Source organism: Moorella glycerini, from assembly GCF_009735625.1.
Classification (GTDB): domain Bacteria; phylum Bacillota; class DSM-521; order Neomoorellales; family Neomoorellaceae; genus Neomoorella; species Neomoorella glycerini.
Genome location: NZ_CP046244.1, coordinates 2680465 through 2697235 on the forward strand (window position 1 = coordinate 2680465; position 16771 = coordinate 2697235).

Below are 16771 nucleotides of genomic sequence, written 5' to 3' on the forward strand. Positions count from 1 at the left end.
GGAGGCGATGGCCGTGGCGCTGCGGGTTGAGCGGGTTGCCGAACAGATGAAAAAGGAAATTGCCCGGATTTTGCGGGATGAATTGAAGGATCCCCGCCTGGAAGCCGGCCTGGTTACGGTTACGGGAGTAGAGCTTTCCAACGATCTCCACTATGCTAAAGTATACGTCAGCATCTACGGGGATGCAGCCCAAAAGAGTGAGGTCATGGAAGGCCTGGCCAGGGCAACCAGCTTTGTACGGCGGGAAATCGGCCAGCGCCTGAGCCTGCGTTATACTCCGGAAATTACCTTTAAATTTGATGCGTCCATCGAGCACGGCGATCATATCAGCAGGTTGCTGGCGCGCGTCAAGGCAGAGGAGCAAGAACATGACGACCGTTGAAAGTATAGCTGCTGCCCTGGCCGCGGCCCGGGAGGTAGCCGTTGTCTCCCATATTATCCCGGATGGGGACTGCCTGGGTTCCACCCTGGCCCTGGCCTTAGCCCTGCGGCAGCGGGGTACAAGGGCCGTGGCCATTAACGCCGACCCGGTACCGGAGATGTTTCAGTTTTTGCCCGGCCAGAAAACCATCATCCCACCAGATAAGGTAACAGAGGTACCGCCGCTGCTGGTAATGGTTGACAGTACCGACATGGAGCGGGCCGGGGAAGGCTTCAGCCAGTGGCGGCAAAAAACCCAAATGGTAATTAACATCGATCACCATGTCAGCAATACCCGTTTCGGGGACCTGAACCTGGTGGACAGCCGGGCGGCAGCAACGGCCGAGTTAATCTATGCCGTCCTGGAAAGAATACCGGTAACCATTAACCCGGCAATAGCTACCTGTCTTTATGCAGCCCTGGCTACCGACACCGGCTCTTTCCAGTACGAGAATTGTACGGCTACGACCATGCGCCTGGCAGCGAGACTGATGGAGCAGGGGGCGGATTTGTCCCTGATCAGGGAATATCTCTGGGAAAGGAAGCCCCTGGCCAGTATCCGGTTGCTGGCGGCAGTTTTACCCACCCTGACCCTGGCCTATGACGGCAGGGTAGCCTGGCTGACGGTTTCCAGGGCCACGTTAGACGCCATTGGCGCCCTGCCGGAACATGCCGAGGGACTGGTAAATTACCCGCGCAGCATTGCCGGCGTTGAGGTGGGCCTGCTTTTCCGGGAATTGCCTGACGGCCTGGTTAAGGTCAGTTTGCGCTCTAAAAAAATCGTTGATGTTAACGCGTTAGCCGCCCGTTTTGGCGGCGGCGGCCACCGCCGCGCTGCCGGTTGTACCGTTAAAGGCGATTTTGCTACAGTCGTAGCCATGGTTGTAGCGGCAGCAGGTGAGGCCCTTTAATGGTAACGGGTTTTATTAACGTTTTAAAGCCTCCCGGCTTTACTTCCCACGATGTCGTCCAGAACCTGCGCCGCCTTTTAAAGAAACAGAGGATTGGCCATGGCGGCACCCTGGACCCCATGGCCGCCGGGGTGCTGCCGGTAGCTGTGGGCAAAGCCACCCGTTTACTGGAATATATCCAGGCGGGTGGCAAGGCCTACCGGGCGGAGTTTATCCTGGGGCTCAAAACTGATACCCAGGATCTTGGCGGCCGCGTCCTGGCCAGGCCGGGTTGCCCGGGCTTAAAGCTCGAGGAACTCCAGGCAGCGGCCCGGCGTTTCACCGGTACCATCAACCAGGTACCTCCCATGGTTGCGGCGGTTCATTACCAGGGCCGGCGCCTCTATGAACTGGCCCGGGAGGGACAGGAGGTAGAACGGCCGGCCCGCCGGGTGACCATCGAGAATTTCCAGGTGCTTAAAGCGTGGCCGGACGGGCCGTTCTTGCGGGTTATAGCAGATATTACCTGTTCCAAAGGCACCTATATCCGTACCCTGGGAGCCGACTGGGGTGATTACCTGGGGTGCGGGGCTACTCTGGCCTTCTTGCTCCGCACCCGCGCCGGCGGTTTTAAACTGGAGGAGGCCTGGACCCTGGAAGAAATAGCGGCGCAGGTGGCCGGGGGTAACGGGGATTTTCTCCTGCCGCCGGCAGCGGGTATTACCCACCTGCCGGCAATTACCGTCAGGGATAAGGCCGTTAAAGCAGTGGCTAATGGCGCGGCCATCGACCCGGCTGACTGCGCCCTGGTACCGGCGCTCCGGCCGGGGAGCCTGGCCCGCCTGGAATCTCCCGCCGGGGTTCTCCTGGCCGTAGCCAGGGTGGTGCCAAAAGGTGAAGGATATTGTTTTAAACCCGACAAGGTTCTGCAGTAAAGGGGTAAAGCGATGCAGGTATGGCAGGGAATGCCTGAAGGGGAAATAGCCAGAGGTTGTTACCTGGCCCTGGGGAATTTTGATGGCGTCCACCGGGGTCACCAGCATTTAATTGGCAGTATTGTCCAGCAAGCCAGGACGAGGGGGAAGCCGGCAGTAGTTATTACCTTTGCGCCCCATCCCGCCCAGGTACTAAGTGATAATCCGCCGGGCCTTTTAACGACCAGGACCAGGAAGGAAAAATTAATAGCGGCCCTCGGAGTCGACTTTTTGTTCATCCTGCCCTTTACCAGGGAACTGGCGCAGCTACCGCCGGAAACCTTTGTGCGGGATATTCTCTGGCCCCATTTTCAACCGCGGCTGGTGGCCGTGGGCTTTAATTTTACCTTCGGCCACCGGGGCGCCGGTACACCGGCTTTATTGCGCCGGCTGGGAGAGGAGCTCGGTTTTAAGGTAGAAGTAATGGCCCCGGTAACCTGCTGCGGGTTGACCGTCAGCAGTAGCGCCATTCGCAACGCCCTTGACCAGGGCGATATTTCCCTCGCCAGGAATCTTCTGGGCTACTGGCCGGTCCTGGCCGGTACCGTCGTTGGTGGCGACCGGCGCGGTCGTGAACTAGGTTTTCCAACTGCCAACCTGGCCGTACCGCCGGACGTCAAGCTGCCGGCGTGGGGCGTTTACGCCTGTCTGGCCCGCTTCCAGGACCAGGTGCGCCAGGCTGTAGTCAATATTGGCCGCCGCCCCACCTTCGGACCGGCCCTGCCGGCAACCATTGAAGCCCATTTACTGGACTTTGAGGGCAATCTCTATGGCCAGGAAGTAGAACTGGAGCTGCGCGCTTTTCTTCGCCCGGAGCGCAAATTTGCTACTCTCGGGGAATTAGTAGCCCAGTTGCAGGAAGATAGCGCCAGGGCGCGAGAGTTTTTGAGCGGCGATAGTTTGTTTACCTCCCAGCCCTGCGACCGGCAGGCGTAACCACCCGCAGGGCCATGGCGTAAAATATACTGCGGCGAATCCAAAAATTTACCGTGGCTAGATTGGGGCTGGGAATGATGAAGGTAGTGATTACTGCCCACGCCAGGAAACGCCTGCAGGACTTACGCCAGGAACAGATTAATGAGCATGATATCCGGGTAGCAGCTAGAAGCATCCCCGGCCATATACCCACGGCCACCCGTTTTCGGGGTTTTATGGCAGCTTCCGGGCGCCCCTTTGACCTGGTGGTGAAAGATGTGCTGGCCGGGCGTCTGGTGATTACCATTATTGGTAAGTAACAGGCAGGCAAAAGGAATAGTTGCGTTTAGTGCCCGGCCGGCTTATAATATAATTAATGAACCCGAGGCGAGGATGAGCGAGGCTCCGACGCTTTTCTTGGCCCGCTGGGGATTTTAAGGAGAAGGAGGTGACGCCGATGGCCCTGGATCCAGCTAAAAAGAGGGAAATTATCGCCCGCTACCGGCAGCATGAAAATGATACCGGCTCACCGGAAGTCCAGATTGCCATCCTGACGGAACGCATCAACCACCTGACGGAACACCTGAAGGTGCACCACAAGGACCATCACTCACGCCGGGGTTTGCTGAAAATGGTCGGTCAACGCCGTGGTTTACTTAACTACCTGCGGGACAACGATATTGAGCGTTACCGGCAAATTGTTGATGCCCTGGGTTTAAGGCGATAATTTTAAGGGGAGCGGTCAGGCCGCTCCCTTTTTTAATGAGTCCTTAACAGTATTTAAGGCGACATTGGAAGGAAATACTATAACAAATGTCGAATGAATTAAAGTTTATTAATGGCATATTTTAAGGAGGCTATTTAAAACTAATGCAAGGGGTATTACGGAAGACCCTCACCATTGCCGGCCGGGATTTAATCCTGGAAACCGGCCGGCTGGCCCGCCAGGCCGGTGGTGCCGTCCTGGTTACTTACGGCGGTACCATGGTGCTGGTCACAGCCACGGCTGCCGCCGAACCGCGGGAAGGAATCGATTTTTTCCCCCTGACGGTTGATTACGAAGAAAGGCTTTATGCTGCCGGCAAAATCCCGGGCGGTTTTATTAAACGGGAAGGCCGTCCCAGCGAAAAGGCCATCCTCTCGGCCCGGTTGATCGACCGGCCCATCCGGCCCTTATTTCCCAAGTATTATCGTAACGACGTCCATATCGTAGCTACGGTCTTATCGGTAGATCAGGATTGCCCGCCCAATGTGGCCGGTATTATTGGCGCTTCGGCCGCCCTGACCATCTCGGCCATTCCCTTTGCGGGGCCCATAGGCGCAGTAAGTGTCGGTTTAATCGATAACCAGCCGGTTATTAACCCGACCCTGGCTGAAGATGAAAAAAGTTCTTTAAACCTGGTAGTAGCCGGTACGGATACGGCTATTATGATGGTTGAAGCAGGGGCTAAGGAGGTACCCGAGGACCTGCTGCTGGAATGTATCGTGCAGGCCCATGAAGAGATTAAACGTATTGTGGCTTTTATCAATGATTTTCGCGCTGAGGCCCTGGAGCTGGGCCTGGCCAGAGAAAAACAGGAGGTGGCCGAGCCCCGCCTGGATCCTGAACTGGAAAGCCAGGTCCGGGAGATTGCCACCCCGCGCCTGCGGGAAGCTATTTACAGCAGCCGCGATGAAAAGCTCGTCAAGCAGGAAAGGGAAAGGCGGCTGGAGGCCTGCCGGGAAGAGATACAGAACCTGGTGCTGGCCGGCAAAGAAGAGATGCTGGCGGAGCACCCGGAGGTACCTCGCCTGGTCAATGATTTAATTAGCAAAATAGAGAAGGAAATTGTCCGGAGAATGATCCTTACCGAAGGCATCAGGATCGACGGCCGCGCCCTGGATGAGATCCGGCCCATTACCTGTGAAGTAGGGGTATTGAGCCGCACCCATGGTTCGGGGCTGTTTACCCGGGGCGAAACCCAGGTATTAACGGTAACTACCCTGGGCCCCATCAGCGATGAGCAGATCCTGGACGACCTGGGGGTAGACGAGTCCAAACGCTATATGCACCATTATAACTTCCCGCCCTACAGTGTCGGGGAAGCGCGGCCCATCCGTGCCCCCGGGCGCCGGGAAATCGGCCACGGGGCCCTGGCGGAACGGGCCCTGGAACCCATGATCCCCCCGGAGGAAGAATTTCCCTATGCCATTCGCCTGGTTTCCGAGGTCCTGGGTTCCAACGGCTCCACTTCCATGGGCAGCGTCTGCGGCAGTACCCTGGCCCTCATGGACGCCGGCGTGCCCATTAAGGCGCCGGTGGCCGGGGTGGCCATGGGCCTGGTCAAGGAAGGGGACCGGGTAGCCGTGTTGACGGACATCCAGGGGATTGAGGATGCCCTGGGCGATATGGATTTTAAAGTTGCGGGCACCAAAAACGGGATTACGGCCTTACAGATGGATATTAAAATTCCCGGTATAGACCGGGCCATTTTAGAACGGGCCCTGGAACAGGCCCGGCGGGGACGCCTGTTCATCCTGGATAAGATCCTCGCCACCATCCCGGAACCCCGGCCGGAGTTATCACCCTATGCTCCAAGGATGCTGACCATGACCATTGATCCCGATAAAATCCGGGATATCATCGGCCCGGGTGGCAAGATTATCAAAAAGATTATTGAAGAAACCGGCGTGGAGATTGATGTCGAAGACGACGGCCGTATCTTTATCGCTTCTACCGATGCCGCCAAAGGGAAACGGGCGGTAGAGATTATCGAAGCCCTGACCCAGGAAGTGGAAACGGGTAAAGTCTATAACGGCAAGGTGACCAGGATAACTGATTTTGGTGCCTTTGTAGAAGTCATCCCCGGCGTCCTGGGCATGCCCGGCAAAGAGGGCCTGGTGCACATCTCCCAGCTGGCCAATGAACGGGTGGCAAAGGTGGAAGACGTGGTCCAGGAGGGCGACTATATCCTGGTCAAGGCCATTGGCTTTGACCCCCAGGGCCGGCTGAAACTTTCCCGTAAAGAAGCCCTGCAGCAGGCGGTTGCTGAAGGGGGCGGGCGCCATTTTCGCCGGCAGGGCCGGGACGGCGGTAACCGGAGTTTTAACACCCGGCGGCCGCGCTAGCGGGCAAGTCTGATTATGGCCGGACGGGCATATACATTGATCAGTACTTGCTGAAATAAAGGTGGTGCGGTCAATGTATGTGCTCTACTACCGGCGGCAGTGGCTGCGGCGGTTAGGGGTTTTACTGGCCCTGGGGTTTTTGCTTGCCTTAAGTTTTACAGCCTGGCGCTGGCTTACGGGAGGAGCAGTACCGGCCATGAAAACCCAGCCCATTTACCAGGGTGACCCGGGACGCAAGGCCGTGGCCCTGACCTTTACCATTGACTGGGGAGAAGAATACCTGCCGGCCATTTTGACGGCCCTGCAGCAGGCCGGGGCGCGGGCCACCTTCTTTCCCACCGGCCAGTGGGCCGGCCGCCACCCGGAGCTGGTGCGGCAGATGCTGGCCGGCGGTCATGAAATAGGTAACCATGGCCAGAGCCATCCCCATCCCGACAATTTAAGCCGGGAGGAGAATCGCCGGGACATCCAGGCAGGAGAAGCCACCCTGATGGCCATCACCGGCAAGAAACCGGTCCTCTACTCTCCTCCCTACGGTGAGAGCAAACCCCAGGTGGTAGCAGCGGCGGGGGACCTGGGTTATAAATTTATCATGTGGACCATCAATACCGGGGATTACCTGCCCAACACCAGGCCAGATGATATCCTGGCGACGGTAATCCCCAAATGCCAGAACGGCGCTATTGTCCTGCTGCACCCAACCGAACCGACAAGCAAAGCCCTGCCGGAGCTCCTGAAACAACTGCAACAACGGGGCTATGCCCTGGTAACAGTTTCCGAGATCCTTTAAACGAGCAGGTGCCGCTTTTTTTATAAGGCCGGCCTTCCCTGGATATAATAAACCCTGTTTAATGAAAATTTTCCGGGGAGGGAAGGCCTGTTGCGCAGGCTTGCTTGCGGGCTGCTTCTTATCATAGTTTGCTTATTCTGGTCCGGGGCGGCAAAGGCTGCCGGTGAACCTTACCTCACGGCACCGGCAGCTATTTTGATGGAAGCCAGTACCGGCCAGGTGCTGTATGAGCACGGCGCCAGGAAAGAGCGGCCACCGGCCAGTACGACGAAGATCATGACCGCCATCCTGGCCCTGGAACTGGGCCGGCTGGATACCCCCGTTAAGGTAAGCAAGTATGCTGCCACCACACCCGGGGCCAGTATTTACTTAACTACGGGAGAAGTAGTAAAACTGGGCGACCTGGTTAAAGGCGCCCTGCTCAATTCCGGCAATGACGCTACCGTAGCCATTGCCGAAAGCCTGGCCGGTACGGAAGAGGATTTTGCCTGGCTCATGAACCGCAAAGCCCGGCAACTGGGGGCCAACCATACCCATTTTAACAATCCCCATGGCCTGCCTGACCCGGGCCATTATACTACCGCCTACGACCTGGCCCTCATAGCCCGTTACGCCCTGGGTAACCCCGTCTTTCGCCGGTTAGTAGCGACGCAGGAGGACCAGATCCCGGCGCCGGATGGCGTGCGTTACCTCTATAATACCAACCGCCTGCTGGGTTCCTATCCCGGTGCCGACGGGGTTAAAACGGGTACGACCGACGCCGCTGGCCAGTGCCTGGTCGCCTCGGCTACCAGGGAGGGTCGCCAGCTTATCGCCGTCGTCCTGGGCAGTTCCGACCGCTACGCCGATGCCCGCGCCCTGCTGGATTATGGCTTTAATGGCTTTTATACCGAAACAGCCAGGGCCGGGGAACCTGCCGGCCAGGTGTATGTCAAAAACGGGGAAGTGATAAGCGTTCCCGTCACACCGGTCATGACGGCCGGTTTTACCGTTCCTATGGACCAGGCAGCTTTACTGGAAAAGCGTGTGCTCCTGCCAGCTTTTGTCAAAGCTCCCATTAGCAAAGGGCAGGAACTGGGCCGGGTAAAAATCCTGTTCCAGGGCCGGGAGGTTGCCAGCGCTACCCTGGTGGCCACCCGGGAGGTGGCTGCCCTGCCCTGGTGGTCACGCCTGCCCCTGGCAGCAAGTTTTTCCGGGGAGAGGACATAACCGGCCCGGTGAAGAAATAAAGACAGAAAAAAGTTAGGGGGAAGGGAATGTACCAGAAGAATATCCTTGCTAACGGCATCCGGGTGGTGAGCGAAGAGGTTCCCTTTGCCAATTCCATAGCCCTGGGGGTATGGGTGCGTACCGGTTCCCGCAATGAAGACGAAACCAACCAGGGCGTTTCCCATTTTCTGGAGCACCTGTTGTTTAAGGGGACAACCAGGCGGACGGCCCGGCAGATAGCCGAGGAACTGGAAGCAGTCGGGGGAGTAATCAACGCCTTTACGACGAAAGAATATACCTGCTTTTACAGCCGGGTGCTGGCCGAACACATGGACCTGGCCATCGACGTTTTGAGCGACATGCTTTTTAACTCCCTCCTGGCTGGCGAGGATATCGAAAAAGAGAAAAAGGTCATCCTGGAAGAAATCAAGATGTATGAGGATTCCCCCGATGAACTGGTTCATGACCTCTTCGCCCAGACCATCTGGCCCGGGCATCCCCTGGGACGGGCCATTCTGGGTACTTATGAATCGGCAACCAATTTAAACCGGGATATCATTTACCGTTACTACCAGGAACAGTATAACAGCGCCAATATCGTCCTGGCGGCAGCGGGGAAATTTAACACTGCTGAACTGGTTACCAAATTGCAGGCGGCCTTCGGCCTGAAAACCTGCCCCGGGAAGCAGGGGGAATACCTGCCGCCCCACAGCCAGGCCAGGGTGAGTATTAACATTAAAGATACGGAGCAAGTGCAGATCTGCCTGGGAGTGCCGGGGCTACCCCAGGATGATGGGGCCATTTATGCCCTGCAGGCCCTGAATAATATCCTGGGTGGGGGCCTGAGTTCCCGCCTGTTCCAGCTCATCCGTGAAGAACAGGCCCTGGCCTATTCCGTATACTCCTACCATGCCGGTTTTAGTGACAGCGGCCTGTTTACCGTTTATGCTGGTACCAGCCCGGATAATTACTGTCAGGTAGTAGGGTTGATTTTGGAGGAACTTGCTTCCTTAAAAAACAAAGGGGTAACGACCCAAGAATTGAAGCGAACCAAGGACCAGATCCGCGGCAATTTGCTCCTTGGCCAGGAGAATGTCAACCATCGCATGAGCCGGCTGGGTAAGACGGAACTCACCTTTGGCAGGGTAATTACCGCGGAAGAAGTAATCGAGCGGTTGAATGAGGTAACTGAAGAAGATGTCCAGGCCATCGCCAGGCGTATCTTCCAGCCGGAATTTTTATCCCTGACCACCCTGGGACCGGAAGTTGAACCACTGGACCTGGCCGAGCGCGCCCGCCAGGCCGGGATATAGGTTGGAAACTGGCGGGCGCGTAGTGTTTCAAGGGGCGCAAAGACATTCACCAATTAAACGAATGTTATACTGGGAGGAGCAGCCGGATGGATCGTTTAGAGCATATCTTTACCCTCCAGGAACGCTTCGACCGGGACCTGGCCCAGCGGCGGCAGCTGCCGGATTACAGCCCGGCGGAGTGGATCCAGAAGGAAGTCCTGGCCATGGTCGCCGAACTGGGAGAACTCCTGGAGGAAGTAAATTTTAAATGGTGGAAGAATCCCCATCCCCTGGACCACGAAGCCATCAAGGGCGAACTCGTCGATATCCTCCACTTTCTCGTCAGCATGTGCCTCAAAGCCGGCATTACGGCGGAGGAATTTTACCAGGCCTACCTCATCAAAAATCAGGAAAACTTTCGCCGGCAGCAGGGATTAACGGACCGGCGGGAATATGCCGCCGCCAGGGAGGACAAGGAAGCATAAAATAATTGTCTCCCTTCATATCCTGTAATGAAGGGAGATGGAACTTATGCCGACGATACTCTTTTTCTTAGCCCTGTTGTTGCTTTTTATCCTGGCCGTACGGGTTAAGGTGGGCTTTTACCGCAGCAGCAACGTGGAAGCGGTGGCCAGCCCCGTTTCCCGAGCCCTGGCCGAACTGGTAGCCATCGCCGGGGGTATCTACCTCTCCCTGGTCCTCCTGGTTAGTTTTTTAAAAATCAACCTGCCGGAAGCCATAGCCATTGGTAAGCTGGCGGTCGACCCCCTGGCCGTTGTCGCCCTGGTAATAGCTCTCCTCCAGCCCCTGGTGCTGGGTTTCTGGCCGCGGCTGAAGGGGCGGTAGGGGTTCATGCGCCTGTCGGAACTCCTGGGCAAGGAAATAATTAACCTTTACGACGGCTCCCGCCTGGGGCAGATCGGTGACGCCGACCTGGTCCTGGACCTGGCCGGGGGGACCATTGCGGCCATTGTCCTGCCTGCGAGGGGGAGATGGCTACCTTTCTTTGGCAGCCGCCAGGAGATGGTGATCCCCTGGGAAGCCGTTCATAAGGTTGGCACCGAAGTAGTTGTTGTCAGCCTGGACCCCACCTACAGCCGCCGGCGCGAGAAAGATTGACGCAGGGGTTGGTGGGTAGCCCCCTGGCGAATTTTCTCGCGGGCTGTCAACTTACCGGGCAAAAGAACATCGTCATCGAGCCGTAATATGGTGCTGCCAAGAGGAGAGGAGATGCATCGCTTTACCAAAATTTTTACCTTAAAACGAGTTACCAAAGGAGGAAAAAAATACCTGTGTCAAATATAGACGATAAAATCGATAAAATATAATTATATAATTTAAAAAGGTGAACGAACATGAGTAATAGCATGGAGATTACCAATAAATGTAAATGGGGGAGGGGGGATATTATTACCATAAAACCCTCTTATTGGTAATTAACCTTAGGAGTTGTTTTTTTCTTTTCCTTTTCCCTTGTTTCCCACGCGGTAAAATCCCGCCTACAAACTTTCCTTTCTCTTAACCTTTTCTTTCTCTTACCAAAGTAATATTATTTAGCGGTATCGCCGACCAGACCAACCTCCTGGCCTTGAACGCCGCCATCGAGGCCGCCCGGGCCGGCGAGCAGGGCCGGGGGTTCGCCGTGGTGGCGGAAGAAGTAAGAAAGCTCGCCGAGCAGTCCCTTCAGGCGGCGCAGGAAATAGCTTCCCTTATCCGCCAGGTCCAGGAAGACACCGGCAAGGCGGTGCAGGCCATGGAAAGCAACGTCCGCGTGGTGGAAAGCGGCGGCCAGGTGATCGCGGAAGGGGCGGGAGCCTTCCAGCAAATCGAGGAGGACGTGAATGGCGTCTCCCAGCAGATCCAGGAAGTTTCCCGCTCTACAGAAGAACTGGCCAGGTTGAGCGAAGATATGGTCAACGCCATCAAGGCTATCGGCGAAATCGCCCAGCAGGTGGCCGAAGCCGGCCAAAGTATGGCTTCCAGCACCGAGGAACAATCGGCTTCCATTGAAGAACTCGCTTCGTCTGCCGAATCCCTTGCCAGCCTGGGCCAGCAACTGCGGCAAGCGATTTCCCAGTTCAAATTGTGAGGAAGGTGAGGCACGTGCAGGAACAAGTGGTCGCCTTTCAGCTGGCCGAGCAAATTTACGGGCTGGAGATCAACAGTGTGCGGGAGATCATCCGCTTCCAACCAGTCATGTCCATCCCCGAAGCGCCGCAATATATTTCCGGGGTCATCTCCCTGCGCCGCCGCTTTGGTTTACCGGGTGTCAAGGAGGAGGCGAGTTCGCGCATCATCATCTTGGACCTACCCGGAGTTACGGCTGGGATTCAGGTCGACGCGGTACTGGAGGTCCTGCGGTTGGAAAAGGGGGAGATTGAGGCGGTACCGTTACTGGCCGTGGGACAGGGTGCCGATTTTGTCAGGGGCGTGGCCCGCTGGCGGGAGCGCCTGATCCTCCTCCTTGAGGGAGCTAAGCTTCTCACGGAACGCGAAAAAGAGGTAATGGCCAATCTAGCTGCCGCTGGATGATGGTAAAAGCCGTTATTAACATTACCAAAATAGGAGTTAGGCGGTTCTCGCAACGAGGGGGCCGCCTCTAATGTTTGTGCGCCCGGCATGGGCGTTAACTTGATGGTGAAACAACAAGACCCGCCTCAGCGGATAAGGCGGGTCTTTCCCTTAATTTACGAGAGACAAAAATCACTGCTCCAGTTGCTTCTTCAGCGCGGCGATCTCGTCCGGAGCAAGCCCTGTCGCCCAGGCAATTTTATCTATTTCTATGCCCAGCTGCAACAAGTTTTTAGCAACTTCTATTTTGCCTTCCATCTTGCCTTCCATCCTGCCTTCCATCCTGCCTTTCATCTCGCCTTTCAACAAAGCCTGCCGCTGCATTTCTTCCAGGGTCAATTCCAGGTTGTAAATCATCCGTTCCACCTCCCAGGGATTGGTTGCGTCCAGGATGCCGTCAATTTTGGCGCTAAAATCTCCTGGCATTCTGGGCTTAACGACGTTCTTCAGCCAGGTAGTGAAATGGCGGAACTCATCAGGCGTGAGGCGCTTTAAGACCCCTGCCAGTCTCTGCAGCCGTCCAACAAGCTCTTCCGACCGCATTCTCCGGTCCAAAAGAAAAATGCTGGCGATCACATTGGCGGCTTTGATGAGTTCTTCTTCGCTGTAGCGGTTGACGTCAAACAGCAGGTAATGGAAGTCCAGGAGATGCCCGCTAAAATCCTGGTAACTGTCCAGCATTTCTTTGAAGGAAAGGGCCGCCGTCCAGGGTCCGGCCCCGTTGTAGAGCACCGCCGGGACGATGGGCGGCAGGCGGAAATTCTTGCTCTCTCGCTCATTCTGCGGGGTGTTGTTGTAGATTTCCCGCCAGATCTCGACCATGTAAAGCAAAAGCCGAAAAGGTATCAGGTAGTCTACCGTTGACTGTAGCTCCAGCAGGATGTAAAAAATGACGCTTTTATCTTTGATCTTAAGCCTGTAGACGACATCGGCTTCTTTCTCGCTGAAATCCTGGAGGACATAGGATTTGTTCACCAGGATGAGGTCGTTTTCGTCGATAGCCTCCACCCAGGTTTCCCGGACGAAGGTTTTCAGCAGTTCCAGGAAAACTCTCTTGTCGGAAAGAAGCTGCCTGTAACCCTTGTCGTGTGGGTGGTGGGGGGGGCCGGGGCTGCCCTTCATTTTCCGGCACGGGACCACCTTCTTTTGAAAACCATTATACCATATTTTTGGAGTACGGTGATAGCTTTAGGAAAGCCGGTAACGTCCGAGTTTTGCAGAGCTGAAAAACGCTAACCACTGGGGCAGTAGAAGCCGCAGGCCTGCCTTTCCGGCCGGACTTTTTACCCAGCCTTAACCAGGGCCTCTTTGCCGGCCAGGCAGATAAAATCCCGCGCCTGGAGTTTCGCCGGCACCCGGTGCTCCCCGGTAAGATAGAGGTCCAGGGTGGCCAGGCAGGCTGGCCGGTTTATTTTCCTCCCGGCCCAGGTTCAGGGCATAATAGCGGCAGCCCTGGCAGGTGGCAGTGGCCCGGTTTCTAAGCCGCGGGTAATATTATTAGGCGATTACCCTCCCCGTCTCAGGCTGCATTCAACCCTTGGTTATGAGAGTCCGGAAGAATTCGAGAAAAACTACGAGAACCAGATAAAAGCTGTTTAAGTTGGTGTCCCTCTATCGGGGGAAGTCCATTCTTAATTTAGAGCAGGCAGTAATTCGCGAAGCCTTACAAGGTTGTCGTAGACGGCCGCAGGCTTTAACCTTGACAGGAGCAGCGAATTACTGCACAATACTCCGGAGCCGGGAAAAGGTCCGGGGTATATATGGGATTTTTGGGTGAGGTCTCTTTTTGCCTACTATATCTTGACACGTACCAGGGCGCGAGAAAGATTGACAGGACTTATCTCCAGTGGTATCATAGGGTAAACAAAGGTATAAACTCATCTCGTGTGCAGTGGGGTAGAGGTGCAGCGGGCAAGAGTACTACCGGTGAGGTGGGCACCGGTGAGCCGGTAGGAAAGGGTACGCTGCCGAAGGGAGATGGCCGGCCCGGGCCATCTTCCTGGGCCGGTCGCTGAATAAGGGCCGGACTGTCACCGTAGATGCTGGCGCCACGAAGGATCGTTGGCCTATTTACGGTGGAGCGCTACTCGCACGAAGAGGCCTGGCGAGATGAGTATTCTGGTAATCCGGGGGAAGACCGGAGCGGGATGCTCATGGTTTTCCCTTAATTTTTTAAGCGGGGTGGATAACTACGATCAGGGTTGTGGTCACCGGTGCCGCCGGCCGTATGGGCCGGGAAATGACGAAGGGCCTGTTGCAGGCAGGAGACATCGAAGTAGCAGGGGCTGTAGACCGGGTGGCGGTTGGTACGGATATCGGTACCTTAAATGGCCTGCAGCCCGCCGGGGTGCTCATTAATGATGACCTGGGAGCAGTAATAAAAACTACCCGCCCGCAGGTGATGGTTGATTTTACCGTGGCTGCTGCCGCCCTGGCCAACGCCCGGCTGGCCGTAGAGCAGGGAGTATGCCCGGTGATTGGCACCACCGGCATCAGCCCGGAGCAGCTGGATGAGTTGCACCAGCTTTGCGAAGCCAGGCAGGTGGGCGCGGTGGTGGCCCCCAACTTTTCTTTAGGGGCCGTCTTAATGATGCATTTTGCCCGGCAGGCGGCCCGTTACTTCCCCCGGGCGGAAATTATTGAAATGCACCATGAACAAAAAATCGACGCTCCTTCGGGAACGGCCTTAAAAACGGCGGAACTAATGGCTGAGGAGATAGAGACGGCCCTGGCCCCGCCGGTGGCAGAAGAAAAGGTCGCCGGGGCCAGGGGGGCCACGTACCGGGGCCTGGCCGTCCACAGTATTCGCCTGCCGGGTGCGGTGGCCCACCAGGAGGTAATTTTGGGCGGCCAGGGACAGCTCCTGACCATTCGCCATGACACTATCAGCCGGGAAGCCTTTTTACCGGGGCTTTTACTGGCCATAAGGCGGGTCCTCCACCTTAAGGGGGTGGTTTACGGGCTGGAAAATTTACTGGAATTATAGACCTGGCACCTCCCGGAGCGGCGTCACATATATTGCAAGTAGTACAGGTGTACTATCTTGGCAGGAGGTCGTTCCGGCATGGGCGGGATGCTGGCAGGGACCAGGGTGGCAATGCTGGGTGGCGATGCCCGCGAGGTTATTCTCCTGGAGGAACTGTTGCGCCAGGGGGCCGAGGTAAGGGTAGCCGGCCTGGGAGATTTGCCGGAGGGGGAAGGGTGTACCAGCTGGGAAGATCCCCTGGCAGCCGTCCAGGGGGCGGGGGTAATCATTTTGCCGGTACCGGGAGTTAATGCGAAAGGCATGATCCATGCTCCCCGGACGCGGCAACCCCTATATTTCACCCGGGAAGTGGCCGGGGCCATCCCGGCGGGAACACCGGTCCTGGTGGGGGTGGCGCGGGCCTACCTGAAAGATATGGCGGCAGAACGTGGCTGGCAGCTGGTGGAGACGGCCGAGATGGATGAAATGGCCATCTTAAATTCCATCCCTACGGCTGAAGGAGCTATCATGCTGGCCATGCAGGAACTCCCCATCACCCTCCATGGCTGTGAGGCCTTTGTCTTGGGACTGGGGCGGACCGGTTTTACCCTGGCCAGGATGCTGGCCGGGGTGGGAGCAAGGGTAACGGTAATCGACCGGGGCGCAGCCGACCGGGCCCGGGCTTACGCCGAAGGCTGGCCGGCCTTTACCTTTACGGAACTGGCAGCCATAGTCGAGGGGGCCGACGTTATTTTTAATACTGTACCCGCCCCGGTCCTGACGGGAGAACTGCTGGCCCGGACCAAACCCGGTGTCCTGATTATTGACCTGGCTGCGGACCCGGGCGGTACAGATTTCACTGCCGCTGCGGCCCTCCAGCGCCGGGCCATGCTGGCCCCGGGACTGCCAGGTAAAGTAGCCCCCCGGACAGCCGGGCAGATCCTGGCCCGTCTTTATCCCGCACTCATTGTAAAATGCCTGGAACGGCTGTAAACCCTACGTGGAGGTGCTTGCAATGCGGCTCAAGGGCAAAAGAGTAGGGTTTGCCGTCACCGGCTCCCATTGTACCCTGGCGGCGGTCATGCCGGAGCTGGCCAGGGTAGTTGCTGAAGGTGCCCAGGTTGTCCCTATCCTGTCGCCGGCTGTCAGGGATAGCGATACTCGCTTTGGCACCAGTGCCTTCTGGCGGGTGGAGTTAGAAAGGATTACCGGGCAAAAAGCCATCGATACTATTGTTACGGCGGAACCAATCGGTCCTAAAAAACTCTTTGACGCCGTTGTAGTCGCCCCCTGCACCGGCAATACCCTGGCTAAACTGGCCAACGGGATTACAGATACCGCGGTCCTGATGGCCATGAAGGCCCAGTTGCGCAACCTGCGGCCGGTGGTGCTCGCCATTTCCACCAATGACGGTCTGGGGGCTAACGCCGTAAATTTAGGCCGGGTAATGAATATGAAAAATATTTACCTGGTCCCCTTTGGCCAGGATGACCCGTATAACAAACCCAATTCCCTGGTGGCCAGGATGGAGTTAATTGTTGATACCATCCTGGCGGCCCTGGAAGGGCGGCAGATCCAGCCCCTTTTACTGGGTCCTCCACCAGAGGGGCAGGTGACAGGAGGAAAGCAATAAGCTG

18 protein-coding genes, 1 pseudogene and 1 riboswitch are annotated in these 16771 nt (G+C 56.8%); of the genes and pseudogenes, 18 read left to right on the plus strand and 1 reads right to left on the minus strand.

From position 1 onward, the window contains the following. Nucleotides 1-7 precede the first annotated feature (7 nt). The 15 genes and pseudogenes from rbfA (at nucleotide 8) to MGLY_RS13365 (ending at nucleotide 12130) form a co-directional block, all read left to right on the plus strand. The gene (gene rbfA / locus MGLY_RS13295) at nucleotides 8-382 is read left to right on the plus strand and encodes a 30S ribosome-binding factor RbfA (RefSeq protein WP_156274561.1); all 375 of its coding nucleotides are present in this window, start codon (nucleotides 8-10) and stop codon (nucleotides 380-382) included. Beyond that, nucleotides 369-1331, plus strand: a complete 963-nt coding sequence (locus tag MGLY_RS13300) for a DHH family phosphoesterase (RefSeq protein ID WP_156274563.1) — start codon at nucleotides 369-371, stop codon at nucleotides 1329-1331. Before rbfA ends, MGLY_RS13300 begins: the two co-directional genes overlap by 14 nt. Beyond that, nucleotides 1331-2245 carry a tRNA pseudouridine(55) synthase TruB gene (gene truB, locus MGLY_RS13305; protein ID WP_156274565.1) on the plus strand — a complete coding sequence of 305 codons (915 nt, stop codon included), beginning with the start codon at nucleotides 1331-1333 and terminating at the stop codon, nucleotides 2243-2245. Before MGLY_RS13300 ends, truB begins: the two co-directional genes overlap by 1 nt. Before the next feature lie 12 nt (nucleotides 2246-2257). After that, nucleotides 2258-3220, plus strand: a complete 963-nt coding sequence (locus MGLY_RS13310) for a bifunctional riboflavin kinase/FAD synthetase (RefSeq protein ID WP_156274567.1) — start codon at nucleotides 2258-2260, stop codon at nucleotides 3218-3220. A gap of 77 nt (nucleotides 3221-3297) precedes the next feature. Next, the gene (locus tag MGLY_RS13315) at nucleotides 3298-3519 is read left to right on the plus strand and encodes a hypothetical protein (RefSeq protein WP_062284082.1); all 222 of its coding nucleotides are present in this window, start codon (nucleotides 3298-3300) and stop codon (nucleotides 3517-3519) included. Between the two features lie 137 nt (nucleotides 3520-3656). Further along, on the plus strand, nucleotides 3657-3926 hold the full coding sequence (rpsO, locus tag MGLY_RS13320) for a 30S ribosomal protein S15 (RefSeq protein ID WP_054936069.1): 270 nt from the start codon (nucleotides 3657-3659) through the stop codon (nucleotides 3924-3926). A gap of 143 nt (nucleotides 3927-4069) precedes the next feature. Next, the gene (locus MGLY_RS13325; RefSeq protein WP_156274569.1) at nucleotides 4070-6307 is read left to right on the plus strand and encodes a polyribonucleotide nucleotidyltransferase; all 2238 of its coding nucleotides are present in this window, start codon (nucleotides 4070-4072) and stop codon (nucleotides 6305-6307) included. A gap of 73 nt (nucleotides 6308-6380) precedes the next feature. After that, entirely contained in the window at nucleotides 6381-7097 is a 717-nt protein-coding gene (locus MGLY_RS13330) for a polysaccharide deacetylase family protein (protein WP_156274571.1), read from the plus strand. 90 nt (nucleotides 7098-7187) lie between these two features. Then, entirely contained in the window at nucleotides 7188-8306 is a 1119-nt protein-coding gene (locus MGLY_RS13335; protein WP_170291085.1) for a D-alanyl-D-alanine carboxypeptidase family protein, read from the plus strand. A 47-nt stretch (nucleotides 8307-8353) separates the two neighbouring features. Beyond that, the gene (locus MGLY_RS13340) at nucleotides 8354-9619 is read left to right on the plus strand and encodes a M16 family metallopeptidase (RefSeq protein ID WP_156274573.1); all 1266 of its coding nucleotides are present in this window, start codon (nucleotides 8354-8356) and stop codon (nucleotides 9617-9619) included. 86 nt (nucleotides 9620-9705) lie between these two features. Next, nucleotides 9706-10083, plus strand: coding sequence for a dUTPase (locus MGLY_RS13345; protein ID WP_156274575.1), 378 nt, complete (start codon nucleotides 9706-9708; stop codon nucleotides 10081-10083). A gap of 46 nt (nucleotides 10084-10129) precedes the next feature. Beyond that, a complete protein-coding gene (locus MGLY_RS13350; protein ID WP_156274577.1) occupies nucleotides 10130-10444 on the plus strand; it encodes a hypothetical protein in 315 nt (104 codons plus the stop codon). 6 nt (nucleotides 10445-10450) lie between these two features. Further along, entirely contained in the window at nucleotides 10451-10717 is a 267-nt protein-coding gene (locus MGLY_RS13355; protein ID WP_156274579.1) for a YlmC/YmxH family sporulation protein, read from the plus strand. Between the two features lie 436 nt (nucleotides 10718-11153). Next, a pseudogene (locus MGLY_RS13360) lies at nucleotides 11154-11687 on the plus strand (methyl-accepting chemotaxis protein); the annotation flags it as partial. A 14-nt stretch (nucleotides 11688-11701) separates the two neighbouring features. Further along, nucleotides 11702-12130: a chemotaxis protein CheW gene (locus tag MGLY_RS13365; RefSeq protein WP_170291086.1), complete on the plus strand. Its 429-nt coding sequence runs from the start codon at nucleotides 11702-11704 to the stop codon at nucleotides 12128-12130. Between the two features lie 171 nt (nucleotides 12131-12301). On the opposite strand, the gene MGLY_RS13370 is transcribed toward MGLY_RS13365, so the two are convergent. After that, nucleotides 12302-13291 (minus strand): Rpn family recombination-promoting nuclease/putative transposase, encoded by a 990-nt coding sequence (locus MGLY_RS13370; RefSeq protein WP_156274585.1) that lies wholly within the window; start codon nucleotides 13289-13291, stop codon nucleotides 12302-12304. 767 nt (nucleotides 13292-14058) lie between these two features. Further along, nucleotides 14059-14263, plus strand: a riboswitch (Lysine riboswitch). 100 nt (nucleotides 14264-14363) lie between these two features. Between MGLY_RS13370 and dapB the strand changes: the two genes are divergently transcribed. The 3 genes from dapB (at nucleotide 14364) to MGLY_RS13385 (ending at nucleotide 16767) form a co-directional block, all read left to right on the plus strand. Then, a complete protein-coding gene (dapB, locus tag MGLY_RS13375; RefSeq protein ID WP_422880115.1) occupies nucleotides 14364-15155 on the plus strand; it encodes a 4-hydroxy-tetrahydrodipicolinate reductase in 792 nt (263 codons plus the stop codon). A gap of 78 nt (nucleotides 15156-15233) precedes the next feature. Beyond that, the gene (gene dpsA / locus MGLY_RS13380) at nucleotides 15234-16127 is read left to right on the plus strand and encodes a dipicolinate synthase subunit DpsA (protein WP_156274587.1); all 894 of its coding nucleotides are present in this window, start codon (nucleotides 15234-15236) and stop codon (nucleotides 16125-16127) included. Nucleotides 16128-16149: 22 nt separating this feature from the next. Beyond that, complete coding sequence (locus MGLY_RS13385) at nucleotides 16150-16767, plus strand: dipicolinate synthase subunit B (RefSeq protein ID WP_156274589.1); 618 nt, start codon at nucleotides 16150-16152, stop codon at nucleotides 16765-16767. The last annotated feature ends 4 nt before the right edge of the window (nucleotides 16768-16771 follow it).